General features: G+C 42.1%; 15 protein-coding genes and 1 other annotated feature. Of the genes, 1 reads left to right on the plus strand and 14 read right to left on the minus strand.

Annotated elements, in window-relative coordinates; genetic code table 11:
• Position 1: 1 nt before the first annotated feature.
• From IGJ44_RS09495 to IGJ44_RS09530, 8 genes are all read right to left on the minus strand, one after another.
• Entirely contained in the window at positions 2-832 is an 831-nt protein-coding gene (locus IGJ44_RS09495; RefSeq protein WP_074535239.1) for a prenyltransferase, read from the minus strand.
• 335 nt (positions 833-1,167) lie between these two features.
• Positions 1,168-1,596, minus strand: coding sequence for a VOC family protein (locus tag IGJ44_RS09500; protein WP_167827051.1), 429 nt, complete (start codon positions 1,594-1,596; stop codon positions 1,168-1,170).
• Positions 1,597-1,669: 73 nt separating this feature from the next.
• Positions 1,670-3,331, minus strand: a complete 1,662-nt coding sequence (locus tag IGJ44_RS09505; protein WP_074535238.1) for a phosphoenolpyruvate carboxykinase (ATP) — start codon at positions 3,329-3,331, stop codon at positions 1,670-1,672.
• Positions 3,332-3,757: 426 nt separating this feature from the next.
• Entirely contained in the window at positions 3,758-5,125 is a 1,368-nt protein-coding gene (rlmD, locus tag IGJ44_RS09510) for a 23S rRNA (uracil(1939)-C(5))-methyltransferase RlmD (RefSeq protein ID WP_074535237.1), read from the minus strand.
• Between the two features lie 244 nt (positions 5,126-5,369).
• On the minus strand, positions 5,370-7,199 hold the full coding sequence (gene typA, locus IGJ44_RS09515; RefSeq protein ID WP_005236363.1) for a translational GTPase TypA: 1,830 nt from the start codon (positions 7,197-7,199) through the stop codon (positions 5,370-5,372).
• 129 nt (positions 7,200-7,328) lie between these two features.
• On the minus strand, positions 7,329-8,096 hold the full coding sequence (locus IGJ44_RS09520; RefSeq protein WP_074535235.1) for an inositol monophosphatase family protein: 768 nt from the start codon (positions 8,094-8,096) through the stop codon (positions 7,329-7,331).
• A gap of 8 nt (positions 8,097-8,104) precedes the next feature.
• Entirely contained in the window at positions 8,105-8,377 is a 273-nt protein-coding gene (locus IGJ44_RS09525) for a UPF0223 family protein (protein ID WP_008381425.1), read from the minus strand.
• 207 nt (positions 8,378-8,584) lie between these two features.
• The gene (locus IGJ44_RS09530) at positions 8,585-9,490 is read right to left on the minus strand and encodes a hypothetical protein (protein ID WP_074535234.1); all 906 of its coding nucleotides are present in this window, start codon (positions 9,488-9,490) and stop codon (positions 8,585-8,587) included.
• A 188-nt stretch (positions 9,491-9,678) separates the two neighbouring features.
• Between IGJ44_RS09530 and IGJ44_RS09535 the strand changes: the two genes are divergently transcribed.
• Positions 9,679-10,203 (plus strand): type 1 glutamine amidotransferase domain-containing protein, encoded by a 525-nt coding sequence (locus IGJ44_RS09535; RefSeq protein ID WP_005230058.1) that lies wholly within the window; start codon positions 9,679-9,681, stop codon positions 10,201-10,203.
• 72 nt (positions 10,204-10,275) lie between these two features.
• Here the strand turns inward: IGJ44_RS09535 and IGJ44_RS09540 are convergent, their stop codons facing one another.
• The 6 genes from IGJ44_RS09540 to pdhA all read right to left on the minus strand — a co-directional run bounded on the left by IGJ44_RS09540 (position 10,276) and on the right by pdhA (position 18,499).
• Positions 10,276-11,475: an MFS transporter gene (locus IGJ44_RS09540; protein ID WP_430605662.1), complete on the minus strand. Its 1,200-nt coding sequence runs from the start codon at positions 11,473-11,475 to the stop codon at positions 10,276-10,278.
• Positions 11,476-11,637: 162 nt separating this feature from the next.
• Positions 11,638-12,909 (minus strand): O-acetylhomoserine aminocarboxypropyltransferase/cysteine synthase family protein, encoded by a 1,272-nt coding sequence (locus IGJ44_RS09545; protein WP_016613342.1) that lies wholly within the window; start codon positions 12,907-12,909, stop codon positions 11,638-11,640.
• 50 nt (positions 12,910-12,959) lie between these two features.
• Positions 12,960-13,213: a binding site (T-box leader), on the minus strand.
• A 110-nt stretch (positions 13,214-13,323) separates the two neighbouring features.
• On the minus strand, positions 13,324-14,730 hold the full coding sequence (lpdA, locus tag IGJ44_RS09550) for a dihydrolipoyl dehydrogenase (RefSeq protein WP_005230052.1): 1,407 nt from the start codon (positions 14,728-14,730) through the stop codon (positions 13,324-13,326).
• Between the two features lie 7 nt (positions 14,731-14,737).
• Positions 14,738-16,384 (minus strand): dihydrolipoyllysine-residue acetyltransferase, encoded by a 1,647-nt coding sequence (locus IGJ44_RS09555; RefSeq protein ID WP_015509880.1) that lies wholly within the window; start codon positions 16,382-16,384, stop codon positions 14,738-14,740.
• 25 nt (positions 16,385-16,409) lie between these two features.
• Entirely contained in the window at positions 16,410-17,387 is a 978-nt protein-coding gene (locus IGJ44_RS09560) for an alpha-ketoacid dehydrogenase subunit beta (protein ID WP_005230047.1), read from the minus strand.
• 2 nt (positions 17,388-17,389) lie between these two features.
• The gene (pdhA, locus tag IGJ44_RS09565; RefSeq protein ID WP_005231936.1) at positions 17,390-18,499 is read right to left on the minus strand and encodes a pyruvate dehydrogenase (acetyl-transferring) E1 component subunit alpha; all 1,110 of its coding nucleotides are present in this window, start codon (positions 18,497-18,499) and stop codon (positions 17,390-17,392) included.
• Positions 18,500-18,688: the final 189 nt, after the last annotated feature.

An 18,688-nucleotide genomic window follows, 5' to 3' on the forward strand; every position in this document is an offset into this window, starting at 1 on the left:
CTCAATCCTCTGCCAATCGAGCAAGAATTTCTTGGTAACGCTGTGTGGCAAAGGGACTGATATGCCCTTTTTGGCAAAAATTCAGTTTCCCCAGTTTGGGTACGACCCGTTCTACGATGACATTGCCATTTTGAACTTTCGATTCAAACTGCTGCAAAGCCTCCAAAAATCGTGCGTCTTTTCTGGCAGAAGGATAAAAAGACAAGACATACAGATAATAAAAAAGATTGTATCCTCTAAAGGGGTATTCTGTCTGCATAAATAATGTACCCATCCCATAATGACAGGGACTGATTGGCTGACGGATCTCCCAATGAGCAAGCAAAAATTCGCTTGCTTGCTTAAGCGTTTCCATTTTTTCACGATCATGAATATAGCGAAAAGCATCAAGGACCGTTAACGTCGTCATTGGCGTGGAAAAGTGGGTCTCCGGGCCGCGACCAAAACTATACTTATTACACTTCCAGCCGCCATCTGCTTCCTGAGTAGCAAGAAAATAGTGAACGGTCTGTTGCAGCCGCTGGTCCCTTGTGTAACCAAGAGCACACAGCGTTCGCAAAGCCAACGCCGTATGACATGGATAGATCCCCCCTGACGGAGAAATTTTAAATCTGCCATCTTCTCTCCATCCTTGAAAGATCAATGCGGCTGTCTCTTTTAATAAGTTCTCCTCAGGAGACATACCAAGTTCAAGTAAATAAAGAGGACTTTCTAAGGTCGTAAAGGGTGCTCCTTTTAGTAATTTATGGTCTGGCGTCGACCATAAATCGGCGCCATGATCATATTGATGGGAAATGATTGCTTCGATGTCTTGCTGAACCCTCTGATCCATATTGATCTTCCTCCCTCTCTTAAGTGTCGTGCCATCAACCCAATAATCCTCATTGACCCACGGTGCACTCGCTTCTAGAATGATAAAAATTCGAACGTTTTTTAACACACGAGTTAGGTTTTTATTTGTGAATTGTCCAAATGAATTTTAGAAATCAAATAGTTTTTTCCAGACGGACGTACTTTTAAAAAGAATGTTCTAGTTTTCCTGATGACAGGTTTTAAAAAAGTTTGTCTCTGATATCACATGGTTATACGAACCCCACAATGAAAGATCACCTGAATAGGAACACGTTCACGCAACAAGTTCATGCCACGCTCTTTTAGTAAAAGGAATCAGGCATAATGAAATAGTTCAAAACGAATGCCTTCTGGGCTTTCAAAGAATAAGGCATAGTAGTTAGGAGCGATGCGCTCTTTGTACTCCATTGGTCGATCGTGAAGGATCTTTACCCCTAAAGCTTTTATTTTGGGAAAGATCGCATCTACTACTTCGCGGCTTTCCGCCTTAAATGCTATGTGTTGAACAGAGCCAAGTTTTCTTGAATCGATTTTCTCGTTCTTCCATTCTTTTCGTGGGGAACAAATGCCGAAATCAAATGAATCGCCTATATATTCTACTACTTCCATATCAGCATGTTCTAAGTACCCAGAATATTTCTTCTGAAGGTCAAAACCTAATAGTGCAAATAATTGATCATAAAAGCCTTCTGCTTTTTTTACATCATTGACTGTGATTTGGATATGGTGAAACTGAATGTTCATATTCGCTCCTTTCTGGCTAACAAAATAAGTGTTTCAGGAAAAAAGCCGCTTGCGGAAGTTTGATTCAACTAAATTAGCTAGGAAGCTCACTTAATGTAGAAATCACCTTTTCCATTGCCGTTGCTACTTCTTTAGGCAACTTATTATAGCCATCATTTTCTGTCTCTTGAGCCAAAATAAAGTCCAGCCGTCCTTGCATCCGCTCTCTTAAATGAGCAACATAGGAGGCATCTTGAAAATCGACTTTAAAGCCTGTTACTGGCAGGAAACTCATTTCGGTGATCCCACCGAAATTTTTAAATTCAGCCTCGCCTTCCACAATTTTTTCAATCGATGTTAGTGTGACTTCAGGCGTGACTTTCTTGCCTTTGTAAAAGCCTGTATTTAGAATATAACAAGCCGTTTGGTTTTCTTTAAACAAGTGCATGAAATGGGCAAAATCTTCCCCTAAAGGATAGACTCTAAATGGATTGGCATAAGGTTCGATGACCAGTTTATCTATATCCGTGGTCTCGACAATATGTTCAGCTGTCGTGCGCTTCGTAGCTAAGGTCAAACCAAAAACAGCGGCTAAAATCGGATCGTCAATTTTTACTACCGGAGGCAGCGTGTTATCTTTCATGATCCAAAATACGGCATCGATCGGCGAATCTAAATGGTCTACCCGATTAGGTGTGACATATCGTGATTTGACGGTTCGACCATTCCCATTACGAATATCTTGGGTCACGAGGACCTTTTTTCCTTTCTCGTCTAAAGTAACCCCAACATTTTGACAGGTGATAAAGTAGCGGACATTTGGGTTGGTTAGTGGATAGTCTTGCGTTTTATCAAAATAAGAAGGCTCCAGTGCAGTGGAGGCACCATTTGTTTGATTAATCACAAATGCATCGTCATGCAGAACCTTGATCTCATATTTGCCATCATGTTCTGCCAATGTGATAGTCGATTTTCCTGATCCTGAAAGACCAAAAGCAGCCATCGTAAATGTTCGATTCGGTAACTGATACTGCTTCATTCCCCCATGACACGCCACAAAGCCATGGCGATGCGCGGTAGCCCAAGCCAAAGTTAATGTCGCTTTTTTCAATTCACCAAAATAGTTTAAACCTAAGACTGCCGCAACATTGTGTTCAGGATCAAAAAGAGACAGCCCGTAAGGAAAATCAGGATGAGACCAGTCTGGATCAGCGTACAAAAAAATGTCCGTCTCTGGATATTCTTTGGAACGTTGGTATCTTTCCTCCCATGATTTCGTCATCAATTGAAAATTCAACAAATAAGAGTAAAAATTGGTTTCATAGTGCTCTGGTATCAACAGGTGAGCTTTGACCATAAACGCTTCGTCTAATCCTACAACAACTTCACCACCATAAAATTGCTTGCGGGTTCCATGATATAAGGCATCTCGCAAAATGTCTTCATATAATTCTCGCTGGATTCCAGGATGTCCGATGATGCGTCGAGCTGACGCTGTTCGTCCAACAACTTTTCCGTCATTAAACACGATGACTTTTGCATCCTCTGGTAGTCCTAACTCCTTGGTGTGTGATACCGGCATATCCGTAAGAATAGCCCCAGAAGATTCTTTTGCTAAGTGATAGGCAGTGGCTAGATCATCAATCCAAGTGACATTGTTCCCATAAAAAGCTGACTCTATCAACACTTTAAAACTAGACAAATGCGTATTTTGCGGTGTAATCTCTTTGTGTGAAAATGCACGAATCGTTGCCATGTGCAATCCCTCCTAACAAAAATTTTCTATTCACTACGTTTATTATAATACTTTCTAATCACTACACGCCATATTTTTATACACATTAACTATAAATTGCCGACAAACCATTTTGTTAAAGGATTTGGCTGTCTGCATATTTGTAGCTTCACTGCTTTTTGCATTGATTTTGTCCCCGCTCATCAATAGTGAGAAAGAACAAAAAAAACTGGAACAAAAAAGAGTGTCTTTCTGTTCCAGTTTCTGGTTTTATATTTCATCCATTCCAAACGTCACAATCGACGTAATTAGATAAACAGATGGGTTATAGTTGCTTATTTATCAATTGACTCGCTTTCTCTAGCAACTTTGGTATCGTAAGATTTTATGACAATTACCATAATAAGAATTCACGGTCAAAATTGCTGAAAAGAAGCTCGTTTTTTCTTAACGACGTTCTAACAACACGACACACTCCACATGGGTCGTTTGTGGGAACAAATCAACAGGTTGGACTTCTTTTGTCACATACCCTTCTTCCGCAAATAACGCGAGGTCACGAGCCAAGGTTGCTGGATTGCAGGAAATGTAGACGATGCGCTCTGGTTTAACCGCAGCAGTCGTTTCGATAAAGCTAGCATCTAAACCTTTGCGAGGTGGATCAACGAAGACGACTGTCGGTTGAATGCCTTCGCGTAGCCATTGCGGCATGATTTTTTCGGCTTTACCGATAAAGTAATGCACGTTTTCGACACCATTTCTTTTGGCATTGGCTTTGGCATCGTTCACTGCTTCAGGAATGACTTCCATCCCTAACACTTCTTTCACGCGATCAGCCAAACTAATCCCGATCGTTCCGATTCCTGCATAAGCATCCACAACGACATCATTTTCAGACAGTTGTGCCATCTCGAAGGCGGTTTGGTACAAGACTTCTGTTTGCGCTGTGTTGACTTGGTAGAAAGATTTCGCTGAGATTTGGAAGGTTTTGCCTAATAATTGATCATCGATCGATGACTTGCCATACAAAACACGCTCGAACTCGCCCATGATCACATTGGTTTTTTCTTCATTGATGTTTTGAATGACAGAAACAACTTCTGGAATCTCTTCGTGGATCACTTCCGCGATCTCTTCTCCCTTGAAGAATTTCGGTTTACGTGTCACTAATACGACCATCATTTCACCTGAGTGATGCCCACGACGAACGACAATGTGGCGTAAGAACCCTTCATGGGCTTCTTCATTGTAGGCTTTGACATTGAAGCGCTGCAAGATATCTCTGACTTTGATGATTGCTTGATCGATGTTTGGATCTTGAATATAAAAGTCTTCGATCGGTACCAGAGTATGACTGTTTTTGCGGTAAAATCCAGTCGTTAATTTCCCATGAATCTTTTGCACAGGGATTTGCGCTTTGTTGCGGTAACCAAATGGTTTTTCCATTCCGATTGGTGCATTGACCTTGATTTCAGGCAGTTTGGCGATTTTAGCCAAAACATTCTCTACTTGCTGCTGTTTGAAGGCTAATTGTTTGTCATAGCTCAAATGACTCAATGGAGCGATACCGGTGCGCAGCAATGCTTCATTCGGCAATTCTTGCCGATCAGGACTTGCTTGCAACAATTTCATCACTTTGGCAAAACCAAATTTGTTTCCGACTTTCAACACTTTGACTAAGGCACGTTCATTTGGCAGGGTGTTTTCAATAAATAATAAGTACCCATCGACTTTGGCGATCCCATTTCCTTCATGGGAAAGATCCAAAATATCAACTTCAAGTTCCTGATTCTTTTTAACAGGATAATTTTTCATAGATTTCTCCTTTGTGCTTGCTTTCTTCATTTTAAAAAGGAATGGCCGAAATTGCAAGCGGTGCTTATTCTAACGGTTCAATTTGACTTCGAGCAAAAAAGAACCGAAGGAGGGAAATCGGCTGATTGCTTTTTCTGGGTCCTGCGGCGAAGAGCCGCTGCAACACAGGAGCAATCCCTTTTCCATCCTTCGGAAAATCGAACAGATCAGAAGTGTTTAAAACTTTTGATCACTGTTTTAGTTATCAGTTATTTTTCTTTTTCTGTGATTTTTCCCGTTCGCTCTTGTTCAAGATTTGTTTTCTTAAACGAATGCTTTCTGGTGTTACTTCACAGTATTCATCATCATTCAAGAATTCCAGTGATTCTTCCAAAGAAAGAATACGAGGTTTCTTGATAACTGAGGTTTGGTCTTTGTTTGCTGAACGGACGTTGGTCATTTGTTTTGCTTTCGTGATATTGACCGTTAAGTCTTTGTCACGAGAGTTTTCACCAATGATCATTCCTTCGTACACTTCGGTACCTGGTTCAACGAAGACCGTTCCACGTTCTTCAATACTCATGATCGAGTATGTTGTTGCTTTTCCTGTATCGATCGATACAAGTGCACCTTGATGACGGCCACCAATTTGTCCTTGGATCATTGGCAAATATTGATCGAAAGTGTGGTGCATGATGCCGTAGCCGCGAGTCATTGATAGGAATTCTGTCGTGTAACCGATCAAGCCACGAGCTGGTGCCAAGAAAATGATCCGTACTTGTCCATTCCCTGTATTGATCATATCTTGCATTTCTGCTTTACGCATTCCCAATGATTCGATTACTGATCCCATGTATTCTTCTGGGGTATCGATTTGCACTCGTTCAAATGGTTCACATTTCACGCCATCGATTTCGCGTTCGATAACTTCTGGACGAGAAACTTGCAATTCAAAGCCTTCACGACGCATATTTTCGATCAAAATTGACAAATGAAGTTCGCCACGTCCAGAAACGATCCATGAATCAGGTCCGATTGGATCCACACGCAATGAAACGTCTGTTTGCAATTGCGCCATTAAGCGTTCTTCAATTTTACGAGCGGTTACGAATTTTCCTTCGCGACCCGCAAATGGTGAATTGTTCACGATAAAGGTCATTTGCAAAGTTGGTTCATCAATGTGTAAAACAGGTAATGAATCTTGATGATCGATTGGTGTAACAGTTTCACCAACGAAGATATCTTCCATCCCAGAAACGGCAATCAAATCACCGGCTTTGGCTTCTTGGATTTCTAAACGTTTCAAACCGAAGAAACCGAAAAGTTTCGTCACACGGAACTTTTTAACTTCTCCGTTTAATTTCATCAATGCAACTTGGTCGCCGACTTTGATTGATCCGCGGAAGACACGGCCAATACCGATACGTCCAACGTAGTCATTGTAATCAAGCAATGATACTTGGAATTGCAATGGTTCATCGCTGTTGTCGATTGGCGCTGGAATATGTTCGATGATCGTATCAAACAATGGTGCCATCGTTTTTTGTTGATCAGCAGGATCATCTGATTCACTTGAAGTTCCGTTGATCGCAGAAGCGTAGATCACTGGAAAGTCCAATTGGTCATCGTCGGCACCTAATTCGATAAATAGTTCTAAGACTTCATCGACGACATGCTCAGGACGAGCAGATGGTTTGTCGATTTTGTTGACAACTACGATTGGCACTAAGTGTTGTTCCAACGCTTTTTTCAATACGAAACGTGTTTGAGGCATCGTTCCTTCATAAGCATCAACAACCAAAACAACACCATCGACCATTTTCATGATCCGCTCTACTTCACCACCGAAGTCCGCGTGTCCTGGGGTATCCATGATATTGATTTTTGTACCGTTGTATTCAACCGCTGTATTTTTCGCTAAGATCGTGATGCCACGTTCTTTTTCGATCGCATTTGAATCCATCGCCCGTTCTTGTAATTGGGTATGGCTATCTAACGTTTGGGATTGTTTCAATAATTCATCAACTAATGTAGTTTTTCCGTGGTCAACGTGGGCAATAATAGCGACGTTGCGGATATCATTTCTAATATTCAATTTATAAACTCCTTTTTTGGTGACATTGCACTCGACAAGCCATTATACCAGAATTTCTTTCTGAAATATAGTGCAAAGTTTTCATTTTTGCAGAAAAAACCAGATATTAATAAAATATCTGGTTTTTTCTTATTGATTAACGATCGCCAATAATTCTTCAAAAGCTTTCGGTGTACCGCCTACGAACAATTCCCGTCCATTCAAGGATAGCGGCTCTCCTTTGATGTTTGCCATCTTTAATCCAAGGGTTTCTAACAAAACGCCCCCTGGCGCATAATCCCATGGCGCAAGATGAGAAAGATAGCCTGCTCTTTGTCCTTTAGCGAGGGCGATCAGCTCTACCCCAGCACAGCCAGTCATACGAATGCCTAATGCTTTGTCACTGACCTCGGTTTCGTGGTGGCGGTTATGGATCAACATGGGCGAATTCAAGCCAACGAGACCTTCGGATAAGGCAATATCTTTCGGCGGTTCGATCTTCTCGCCATTGTTATAGACACCAATCTCTGGACCACCCCATAAGAATTCATCTTTCATAACATTATAGACAAAGCCAAAGCGCCCTTTGCTCTCTTCGTAAATCGCGATCATGATACAAAAGTTTTCTTTTTCTAACACGAAATTCATCGTTCCATCGATCGGATCAATGATGAAGACCCGCCCACTCATGTCGGCAAGTGTGTCCAGTCCGTTTTCTTCACCTAAAATTTTGGCATCCGGATCATAGGATTGGATCTTACCAATCAGAAAATCTTGCGTGGCTTTATCCAATTCTGTCACTAAGTCTTTCCGTCCTGATTTTGTCTCGACCACTAAGTCTTCTTTATTTAAATTGTCTTTGATCGTTTCACCTGCAGCGATCATCCACTGGCGAACTTCATTAACGATTTCATGCATTCGTTGATCTACCCTTTCATTTTTAGTTTTCCCTCAGTCTTTTTCGCTGCCTGCACAGCATGGTACAGCGAATAGCCTGATAGTTCTTCAAATTCTCTGCCTAAACGGCGTTCCTCGCCAATGCTAGGAACGACTTTCTTAAAGGCTTGATACGCCTCAAGAAACGTACTACTAGGAAGGCCTTTTTCATAGGCTTGTTCTAATCGTTCCCACATCTTCATGACGACGACCATTTCATCTGTCGACCAATCTAAGTCAAGAGGATATTGATAATCCCGCATATTACCACTCCTATTCATCTTATTCAGTGTACCACAAAATTGAAAATAGGTCAGAGCCTCCGCTGCAAAAAAGGTACATCCTAGCAATGAATGTACCTCTTGTATACAAACTATTGAGATTTTTAAAAGCTGAAATCCGTGAATCTCAAATAAGAAGGAAATTCCTTTTTTCTTCCAACGAGATTGCTTAGTAAAAGATGACCGATTTCAAAAAGGTTCGTCTAGAAAAGCCCGCAAAAACAAAAAATTTTTAATGATAGTAATTGATTTCCACCACTGTTTACTTATGAAAAACTCTGGATAATCCGTTCCCCATTGCCATGGAATGACAAATGATCCATCTTCTTGTTGGTATTTTAAAATTTCTTGGGCTTCTTTTTTACATAATTCTTCACTAAAGATCCCAAGCAGCTGCTCTCTTGTAAAGAAAAAATTTGAAGGTTTACTGACATAAGACGTGAACCACTCTTCTGGCTCGTTTGAGACAGTATGGCGAATTTGCTGGAATAAGATCTCGCGAAAGCGGTCATTTGCTAAAACAGGCTGATACTGGATTTCTTCACAGTCTTGTAATAATTCTAGATAGACGACTAATGTGTGCATTTCACTGGTTGGTTCCTTAAGGAAACTTGCAACTGCTGTTTCGACAATTTCTTGTGCTTTTTGATAGAGGGTAGTTTCCCCTCTTTTTAAGATCATACCAGCTAGACTTACTGTTGGGTTGTCTGCTGGCACGCCTACAGGACTCTCCCACCAAATCGCATGCGGATAGGATACCGTTGACGGCACTTGGTTGAACCATTTCCCTTCAGAAAACTCTTTTCCACTAGCTAAATACCTTAAAATCCCTTGGACTTGTGGATTTGTCGAATGAAGGCATTCAAGCTCTCTTAAAATTCGACATGCCTCCCACACTGCAATCGGTGTACTGTTGGGATTCCAATGATCAGGTTCCAAACCATGCCCATACCCACCATCTTCATTTTGGTAGAATTGTAACGCCTGTAATACAGCCTCGCGAGATCCATTTTCAAAATGATACTGCCAACGAGCAAGGTCTAAAGGGCGCGCGTTTTTGTAAATAAATTTTCGAGCATTTTCGAATGCTTCCACATCTTCGCCTCCTTTGGCTTTCTTTCATTATCTCTTACTTTCCTAATGATTACAACGCTTACATCACTACCATTTCTCTGAATGACCATTCTCAAAATAGCTTCTTGGCATTTTTTAAGAAGCATACTTTTGGTGTTTCTCTTTGCATGATGTTACAGTAAGAATAACAAGAAAAAGGAGGAATTCTCTTGCGTTTAGAAAACAAAAAAATCATTGCCTTAGTCGACAATGATTTCGAAGATTTAGAATTGTGGTACCCGGTCCATCGGTTACGGGAAGAAGGCGCGCAAGTCGATTTAGTCGGTGAAGAAGCGCATAAAACGTATATTGGCAAATACGGTGTACCCGCAGAATCAGCCTATGCTTTTTCTGATATTCATGCCGATGACTACGATGCCATCTTAGTTCCAGGTGGTTGGGCGCCTGATAAATTACGACGTTTCCCAGAGGTCATCTCTTTCGTGCAAACGATGGACAAAGACGAAAAAGTCATTGGTCAAATCTGTCATGCAGGCTGGGTCTTGATTTCTGCGAATATCCTGCAAGGCAAGACGGTCACCAGTACACCAGGCATCAAAGATGATATGACAAATGCTGGAGCCACATGGGTGGATACACCTGTGGTTACGGATGGACATATCGTTTCCAGCCGCCGTCCCCCAGATCTACCAGACTATATGCGGGAATTTATCGCTGTATTAGAAAAGAAATAGTACCCGTTGATCAGATTCAAAAGAGTTGCGACCGAAGCAAATACGGCCGCAACTCTTTTTTCTACTTAGCGGTCATTCGCTTACGATCGCTAATATCTTGTTACTTTTAGGGATTTTTTTCACACCGATAAAGGTCAATGCAGCACCTAGAACGGCAAACCCAGTCCCAATCAAAAGCATTTCCCAGACACCGAAGCTTTGGATCAGCATCCCGCCCAAAAGATTGCCGATCACGCCACCGATCGTGGTAGCAATGATAATAATCGTTTGTCCAAAAACCCGATCTTCATCTGCCAAACTATGGTTGAACAAATAAGCCGAAGCTGGAATAAACAAGGCAAAACTAACCCCTTGCATCAAATGGCTCATTTCCATCAGGATGATGGAGCTGATCAACAGCATCAGCACCCCACGAATGGCAAAGGCAACACTGGACAGCAACAGCCAAAAACGGCTAGACCGTATCCTCACTAACTGTTCAAAGAAAATCATGCCTGGCAATTCGCATAACGCCGCAATCATCAGGGCGATGCCAACTTCCTTACTGCCACCGCCAATATCGGCAAAAATTTGTGCCAAAAAGCTGTTGATCATCGTATGGAAGCTGAAGAGAAAGCAAAACCCGACAAAGAGAAAGAGTAAAAAAGGATATTTTTTCAAAAAGGCCCCTGAATGACTTTGTTCTGTAAGCATCACGGGCATTTCTGGCTTCTTGATCGCTGGCAGCAAAAGCAAAATAATGAGAAACAAAACGGCCTGCCCGATAGCGATCATAGGCAAAAGGGCTGCCGAAAACTCCTCCAAGAGCTGCCCCAGTAAAAAGGAGGTCCCCGCAAATCCTAGTGACCCACCCGCACGCGAAAAGCCAAAATTGATTTTGTTGCCGCTATTCGTGTATTCAAACGCCAAGGCGTTGAGAAAGGACTGCATGGAAACGAGCAAAATCCCTCCTAAAACATAGGTCAGTATTGATAATGCAGGGAAAATCACACCTGCTAAGAGCACCGCGACCACGCCGCTTGTCATCGTTTTCAAGACAACGATCAGCGGTACTTTACTTTTTTTGATAATGATTTGACTGATGAAGGGCTGCAAAATCGTAGACGCAATATTGACTAAGGCTAAAATACCGCCAATTTTTGCTGGATCGACCTTGAAATAAATCAAAAAAAGGGTCGCAAAGCCATAGATTGAGCAAAACATCATCCAATAAAGAAATTGCAAACTTGTGTAGTAAAACCGAATCCTCTTGTCACTTGCATGATTACGCATACATCCCCCACCTTATCCATATTCCTTAGCAACTAAATATAGCATAGAACCGATGGATTTACTATCCTTCTACCAACAGAAACCGCAGTTTTATTTGAAACACTAACCGACAACAAAAAAGCGCAGCATAGTATCCTGCGCTTTTCCTACTGCTTCAACTATTTAGAGCTGTTGGAAGGCTTGCGTGAGATCTTCCAAGAGATCGTTGATGTTTTCCAATCCAATGGATAGGCGAATCGTCTCTGGACGAATTTTGGCTGCTGCAAGTTCTTCTACGCTAAGCTGGGAATGGGTCGTCGAAGCTGGATGGATGATCAAGGACTTTGCATCCCCGACATTTGCCAGCAAAGAGAAGAGCTTGGTTGCGCCACAAAAGGTTTTGCTTGCTTCTGCTCCACCCTTTAATCCAAAGGAAAAGACGGAACTGGTCCCTTTGGGGAAATACTCCTGCGCCCGTTCAAAATAGGGGCTGTCCGGCAGTGTTGGGAAGTGAACCCAAGAGACTTCCGAGTGCTTGGCTAAAAATTCAGCAACTTGTTGCGCATTTTCTACATGACGTTCCATCCGCAACGAAAGCGTCTCGATGCCTAACAGCAACACCCATGAATTGAAGGGAGAAATCGCAGCGCCTGTATCCCGTAAAAGAATCGTTCGTGCCCGAGTGATATAGGCAGCGTTACCAGCGGCTTCTACCCATGAGATTCCATGGTAGCTATGATCGGGATCGACCAGCTTGGGAAATTTGCCATTTGTCCAATCAAAGTTGCCGCTGTCGATAATGGCCCCTCCCAAAGCAGCGCCGTGACCACCGAGGTATTTTGTCGTGGAATAAACGACGATGTCCGCCCCATGCTCAAATCCTCGAAACAGATAGGGAGTCGCAAAGGTATTGTCAATGATGAGGGGAATCCCTGCTTCATGAGCGATCGCTGCAATTTTTTTAAAGTCGGCAATATCAATATCTGGATTGCCTAAAGACTCTAGAAAAACTGCTTTAGTATTTTCTTGGATGGCTGCTTTTAGTGCTGCCAGATCTTCACTATCAACAAAGCTTGTAGTGATGCCAAAATCTGGCAACGTATGAGCGAATAAATTATAGGTACCCCCATAAATTGAAGCAGCAGAAACGATATGATCTCCTGCTTGTGCAAGATTTAAAATCGCATAGGTGATCGCTGCTGAGCCAGAAGCCGTTGCTAACGCACCGACACCGCCTTCTAAGAGGGCTAATCGTTCTTCTAGAACAGCCGTTGTCGGATTGGTAATACGGGTATAGATATTGCCATTCTCACTAAGACTAAATCTCGCTGCCGCTTGATCTGCGTCCTCAAACACATACGATGTGGTTTGATAAATGGGTACGGCGCGACTCCCTGTAGTTGGATCTGGTGTTTGTCCTCCGTGTAATTGAATCGTCTCAAATCTTTCTGTCATACTATTCCTCCTTAATAATACAAATAAAAAAGCCCTCTGATATCGAGATATCAAAGGACGTGTTTACGTGTTACCACCTTTATTCAAGCAGACTTTCCAGCATGCTTCTCAGCAAGTACGCGACAAATTAACGTCGTTATACTCTGACGCGATAGCGGGCGCACCCGGATCTTCTTATCTTTCGTACAAGTTCAGAAGATCACCTCTGAGGCCATTTTCGATTGATTCTACAAGTTCTTCTTGCACCCTACGAAGACTCTCTAGGCTTGCCAAATCAATGTACTTTCCTCATCAACGGTTGAAATATTAAGAGCATCGTATCATTTACAGAAGATTCTGTCAATAGCTTAGGATCGCTTTATTTTTGGTGATAAAAAAACTCGTTCACCAAATGATGAACGAGTTTCAAAAAGCTTAAATGTGGATTGGTAAACCTAGAGCTAACTCAGCAGCATCCATTGTGATCTCACCTAGAGATGGATGTGGATGGATGGTTAACGCGATATCTTCTGCGTTCATGCCAGATTCAATAGCAAGAGCAAGTTCTGAAACCATATCGCTTGCTCCTAAACCAGCAATTTGCGCACCGATGATCACATTGTCTTCAACCGTTGTTACTAAGCGAATGAATCCTTCGGTTTTTCCTAGAGATAACGCACGACCGTTACCTGAGAATGGGAATTTGAATGCTTTTGCTTCAATTCCAGCATCCTTGGCATCTTTGATGGTCATACCGACAGAAGCCAATTCTGGGTCAGTAAAGGCCACTGCAGGCATCGCTTTGTAATCAACAGCAACTTTTTTGCCAGAGATTGCTTCAGCAGCGATTTTTGCTTCGTAGCTGGCTTTATGTGCTAATGCAGCACCAGGAACGATATCACCAATTGCGTAGATGTTTGATACGTTGGTACGGCCTTGTTTGTCAACCGTGATCAATCCGCGTTCGCCTACTTCAACACCTGCTTGTTCCAAGCCCATGTCATCAGTATTTGGACGACGGCCAACAGTAACCATCACGTAATCAGCAGTAACTGATTCTTCTTTACCATCTACGGCATATTTCACAGTTACGCTATCGCCATTGTCAATTGCTTCTTTCGCCATTGCGTTGGTAACGACTGTTACACCTTTTTTCGCAAAGTCTTCTTCAACCAATTTGACCATGTCTTTTTCATAGGTTGGCAAGATTTGAGGAGAACCTTCAAGGATCGTTACTTCTGCACCTAGGTTTGCATACGCTGCACCTAGTTCAGAACCGATGACACCGCCACCGATAACAACGAATTTTTTAGGAACTTCTTTTAATGCCAATCCGCCAGTTGAATCAAGGACACGTCCGCCGAATTTGAAACCAGGGATTTCAATTGGACGAGAACCTGTTGCGATGATTGCATTGTTGAAAGAGTAAGTTTGTGCTGAATCTGGGTGGATGACACGCAATGTGTGATCATCAACGAAGAAAGCTTCTCCTTCAATTGTTTCAACTTTATGTTTTTTCAATAGGAAACCAACACCAGAAGTTAACGTTTTAACGACTTTGTTGTCTTTCCATTCTTGTGTTTTGGTAAAATCAAGGGAAACATTTTCACTTGTTACACCAAACATTGTTGAATCCAAAGATTCTTGGTAATGATGACCTGCAGCGATCAAAGCTTTTGAAGGGATACAACCAACGTTTAAACAAACGCCGCCGATGTATTCTCTTTCAATGATTGCTACTTTTTGTCCCATTTCAGCAGCGCGGATTGCAGCTACATAGCCGCCAGGTCCCGCACCGATTACAACTGTATCTAATTCAACAGCAAAATCTCCAACTACCATTTGTTAATCATCCTTCCATCATTAATAGCTCTGGATCAGCTAATAGACGTTTGATATTATTCATTGCTTGTTGCGCTGTTGCGCCATCAACGATACGGTGGTCGAAGCTTAATGAAAGTTTCATCACACGTCCGACAACGATTTCGCCTTCAGCGTTTACGATTGGTTGTTGCGCGATCGTACCTACACCCAAAATAGCTACTTCAGGGTAGTTGATTACTGGTGTGAACCAGCCGCCACCAACTGAACCAATGTTACTGATCGTGATGGTACCGTTACGCATATCATCTGCAGCTAATTTGCCGTCATGAGCAAGTTTTGCTTTTTCGTTGATTTCATCGGCGATAGCAAACATGCCTTTACGATCTGCATCTTTTACGTTTGGTACATACAAACCATGGTCAGTATCTGTTGCGATACCGATGTTGTAATAGTTTTTGTATACGATCTCTTGTTTTGCATCATCGATCGACGCATTCAAGATAGGGAATTTTTTCACTGTTGCAGTCAATGCTTTCACAACATATGGTAAGAAAGTAAGTTTTGTGCCGTTTGCAGCAGCAACTTCTTTGAATTTCTTACGGTTATCCCATAGGTTTGTTACTTCAACTTCATCATGCAAGGTTACATGAGGTGCTGTTTGTTTGCTGTTTACCATCGCTTTAGCGATTGCTTTACGTGTAGGTGTTAAGGCCACACGTTCTTCTAAATCACCTAAGTTTGATTTGAAGGCTTTTGCTGGAGCTGCTGGTTTGCTTTCAGTTGCTGCAGCTTTTGTTTCTTCTTTCGCAGGAGCTTGAGTTTCAGCTTTTGCAGCTTGTCCGCCACCTGATAGGAAGTTTTCGATGTCTTCTTTTGTTACACGGCCGCCTTTACCTGTTGCTGATACTTGAGAAATATCAACATCTTTTTCACGAGCAAATTGACGGACAGAAGGCATAGCCAAGACGCGTTTGTTAGGATCTGCTGCTTCAACAACACTTGCTGAACCAGAAGTTTCCACTTTTTCTTTTGGTGCTTCTGCAGATGTGCTTGATGAAGCAGGCGCACTGTTGTGACCAGGTGCGTCGATTTCAACTAAAACATCCCCAACATTTGCGACTGTTCCTTCAGCAACAACGATGTTTTTCACTGTTCCTGTTACTGGAGATGGAATTTCTTCCACTGATTTGTCGTTTTGAACTTCAAGCAACGTATCATCTTCATTGATGGTATCTCCTGCTTTAACGAACCATTTTACGATTTCGCCTTCTGCAATTCCTTCACCGATATCTGGTAATTTGAATTGGAAAACGCCTGAACCTTCAGAAGAACCAGCTGATGCTTCAGCCGTTTCCGTTGTAGGTTCTGCCGCTGGTTTTGCTGGTGTTTGAGACTCTGCTGCTACACCTTCATCGCCTTCGTTGTCTTCATGTCCTGGTGCATCAATCTCAACAAGGACATCCCCAACGTTTGCGACTGTACCTTCAGGGACAACGATGTTTTTCACTGTTCCTGTTACTGGAGATGGAATTTCTTCCACTGATTTATCATTTTGAACTTCTAGTAAGGTATCATCTTCATTGATTGTATCCCCTGCTTTGACGAACCATTTTACGATTTCGCCTTCTGCAATTCCTTCACCGATATCCGGTAATTTAAATTGAAATGCCATTTTCTATTCTTCCCTTCTTCAACTATTAAAAGTTCACGATTTCTTTCACTTTGTCTTCGATGTCTTTTGCATTTGGCAACCAAATGTTTTCAGCTTGACCGAATGGGAAGATCGTATCTGGTGCAGACACGCGTCCGATTGGAGCTTCTAGTGATAGAACCGCACGTTCAGAAATTTCAGAAACGACTTGAGCACCAACACCTGCTTGTTTTTGTGCTTCTTGAACGACAACCACACGACCAGTTTTTTCAACTGATTTGATGATCGTTTCAACATCAAGAGGAGCAACTGTACGCAAGTCGATGATTTCAGCGTTGATGTTTTCTTTCGCTAAGTTGTCAGCAGCTTTGATTGCTTCACGAACCATCGCACCATAAGTGATGATGGAAACATCAGAACCTTCACGAGTTACTGCTGCTTTGTCTAAAGGAACTTCGTATGCTTCTTCTGGCACTTCTTCACGGAATGAACGGTAAAGTTTCATGTGCTCTAAGAAAACAACTGGGTCATTGCTGCGGATAGAAGCAATCAATAATCCTTTTGCATCATATGGGTTTGATGGAATAACGACACGGATACCAGGTGATTGAGCGATCAATCCTTCCAAGTTATCTGAGTGCAATTCTGGTGTGTGCACACCGCCACCAAATGGTGAACGAATAGTGATTGGTAAATTACGTGTACCACCCATACGGTAACGAGTACGCGCCATTTGACCAACGATTTCGTCAAAGGTTTCAAATACGAAACCAAAGAATTGGATTTCTGGAACTGGACGGAAACCTTCTAATGCTAAACCGAAAGCCAAGCCGCCGATACCAGATTCAGCAAGAGGGGTATCGAAGACACGATCTTCGCCGAATTTTTCTTGTAAACCTTCTGTTGCACGGAAAACCCCGCCGTTTTTACCGACATCTTCACCAAAGACTAAAATCTCTTTGTCATTTTCCATTTCAACAGCTAAGGCATCTGTAATTGCTTGAATCATTGTTTTTTGTGCCATGACTATTTCGACTCCTTCGCTTCGTAAGTTGCAATTTGTTCTTTAATGTTTTGTGGTTGAACTTCAAACATGTTTTTCAAGAAATCTGAAACTTTTTGTTTTGGCACGCGGTCAGCTTCAGCGATCGCTGCTTTGATTTCTTCTTTTGTTTGTTCAATGACTTGTTCTTCTTTTTCTTCAGACCAAAGTCCTTTTTCAGTTAGGTAAGTACGGAAACGTACCAATGGATCTTTTTGTTGCCATTCGCTGTCCATGTCTTTTGAACGGTAACGGGTTGGATCATCACCAGACAATGTATGTGGACCGTAACGGTAAGTCAAGGTTTCGATCAATACAGGACCGTTGCCGTTTGCTGCCCATTCACGAGCTGCTTTAGAAACATAGTACACTGCCAATGGATCCATACCGTCAACTTGGATACCAGGGATCCCAGCTGCTGCTGCTTTTTGTGCCAATGTTGGTGCCGCACTTTGTACTTCACGAGGTGTAGAGATCGCAAAACCATTGTTTTGGATGTAGAATACAGCGTTTGCATGGTATGCCCCTGCAAAGTTGATTGCTTCATAGAAGTCCCCTTGTGAAGAACCGCCATCACCTGTATAAGTGAATACAACATTTTTCTTATTGCGTTTTTTCAATCCTAAAGCAACGCCGGCTGCTTGGACGTATTGTGCACCGATGATGATTTGTGGTGGCAATGCTTTTAAATCTTCTGGGTAAAGGTTCCCAGCAACGTGACCACGTGACCATAAGAACGCTTCTTTCAATGGCAGACCGTGTTGGATCAATTGTGGTACATCACGGTAACCAGGTAATAGAACGTCTTCTTTTTCAAAAGCAAATTGACTTGCTAATTGGCTTGCTTCTTGTCCAGCAGTTGGCGCGAAGAAACCTAGACGACCTTGACGGTTTAACGCAGTTGAGCGTTGGTCTAATACACGAGACCATACCATACGAGTCATCAATTCAACTAATTCGTCGTCACTTAAATCTGGTACTAACTCTTGATTTACAATTTTCCCGTCTTTGTCCAAAGCTTGGTAAGTTGGAAAATCCGCATTGACTTGCTCCAAAATCGCTTGGAAATCAAGTGCTTTTTGTTTTTTTGCCATCTTGACACACTTTCCTCTCTGATATAAAAATTCACTTTCGTATGTAACAGGGTTTAAATCTGTACTATCGAAATTTCATTTACTCTTATAAATTATCATTTAACTTCGAAAATGACAAGTGAAAAGGGTATTTTTTTTAATAAAACAATTCCCACTGTAGCAACTCTTAAGAAAACATTAGTGAAATTA

It is taken from the genome of Enterococcus sp. DIV1368d, assembly GCF_050542975.1.
In the GTDB taxonomy this organism is placed as follows: Bacteria; Bacillota; Bacilli; order Lactobacillales; family Enterococcaceae; genus Enterococcus_D; species Enterococcus_D casseliflavus.

Coding starts and splice junctions, on each gene's coding strand:
- rlmD (WP_074535237.1), bottom strand. CDS start 5,125: ATGAAAAATTATCCTGTTAAAAAGAATCAGGAACTTGAAGTTGATATT.
- IGJ44_RS09540 (WP_430605662.1), bottom strand. CDS start 11,475: ATGCGTAATCATGCAAGTGACAAGAGGATTCGGTTTTACTACACAAGT.
- lpdA (WP_005230052.1), bottom strand. CDS start 14,730: ATGGTAGTTGGAGATTTTGCTGTTGAATTAGATACAGTTGTAATCGGT.
- IGJ44_RS09500 (WP_167827051.1), bottom strand. CDS start 1,596: ATGAACATTCAGTTTCACCATATCCAAATCACAGTCAATGATGTAAAA.
- IGJ44_RS09560 (WP_005230047.1), bottom strand. CDS start 17,387: ATGGCACAAAAAACAATGATTCAAGCAATTACAGATGCCTTAGCTGTT.
- IGJ44_RS09495 (WP_074535239.1), bottom strand. CDS start 832: ATGGATCAGAGGGTTCAGCAAGACATCGAAGCAATCATTTCCCATCAA.
- IGJ44_RS09505 (WP_074535238.1), bottom strand. CDS start 3,331: ATGGCAACGATTCGTGCATTTTCACACAAAGAGATTACACCGCAAAAT.
- IGJ44_RS09555 (WP_015509880.1), bottom strand. CDS start 16,384: ATGGCATTTCAATTTAAATTACCGGATATCGGTGAAGGAATTGCAGAA.
- IGJ44_RS09525 (WP_008381425.1), bottom strand. CDS start 8,377: ATGCGGGATTATCAATATCCTCTTGACTTAGATTGGTCGACAGATGAA.
- IGJ44_RS09545 (WP_016613342.1), bottom strand. CDS start 12,909: ATGACAGAAAGATTTGAGACGATTCAATTACACGGAGGACAAACACCA.
- pdhA (WP_005231936.1), bottom strand. CDS start 18,499: ATGGCAAAAAAACAAAAAGCACTTGATTTCCAAGCGATTTTGGAGCAA.
- IGJ44_RS09520 (WP_074535235.1), bottom strand. CDS start 8,096: ATGCATGAAATCGTTAATGAAGTTCGCCAGTGGATGATCGCTGCAGGT.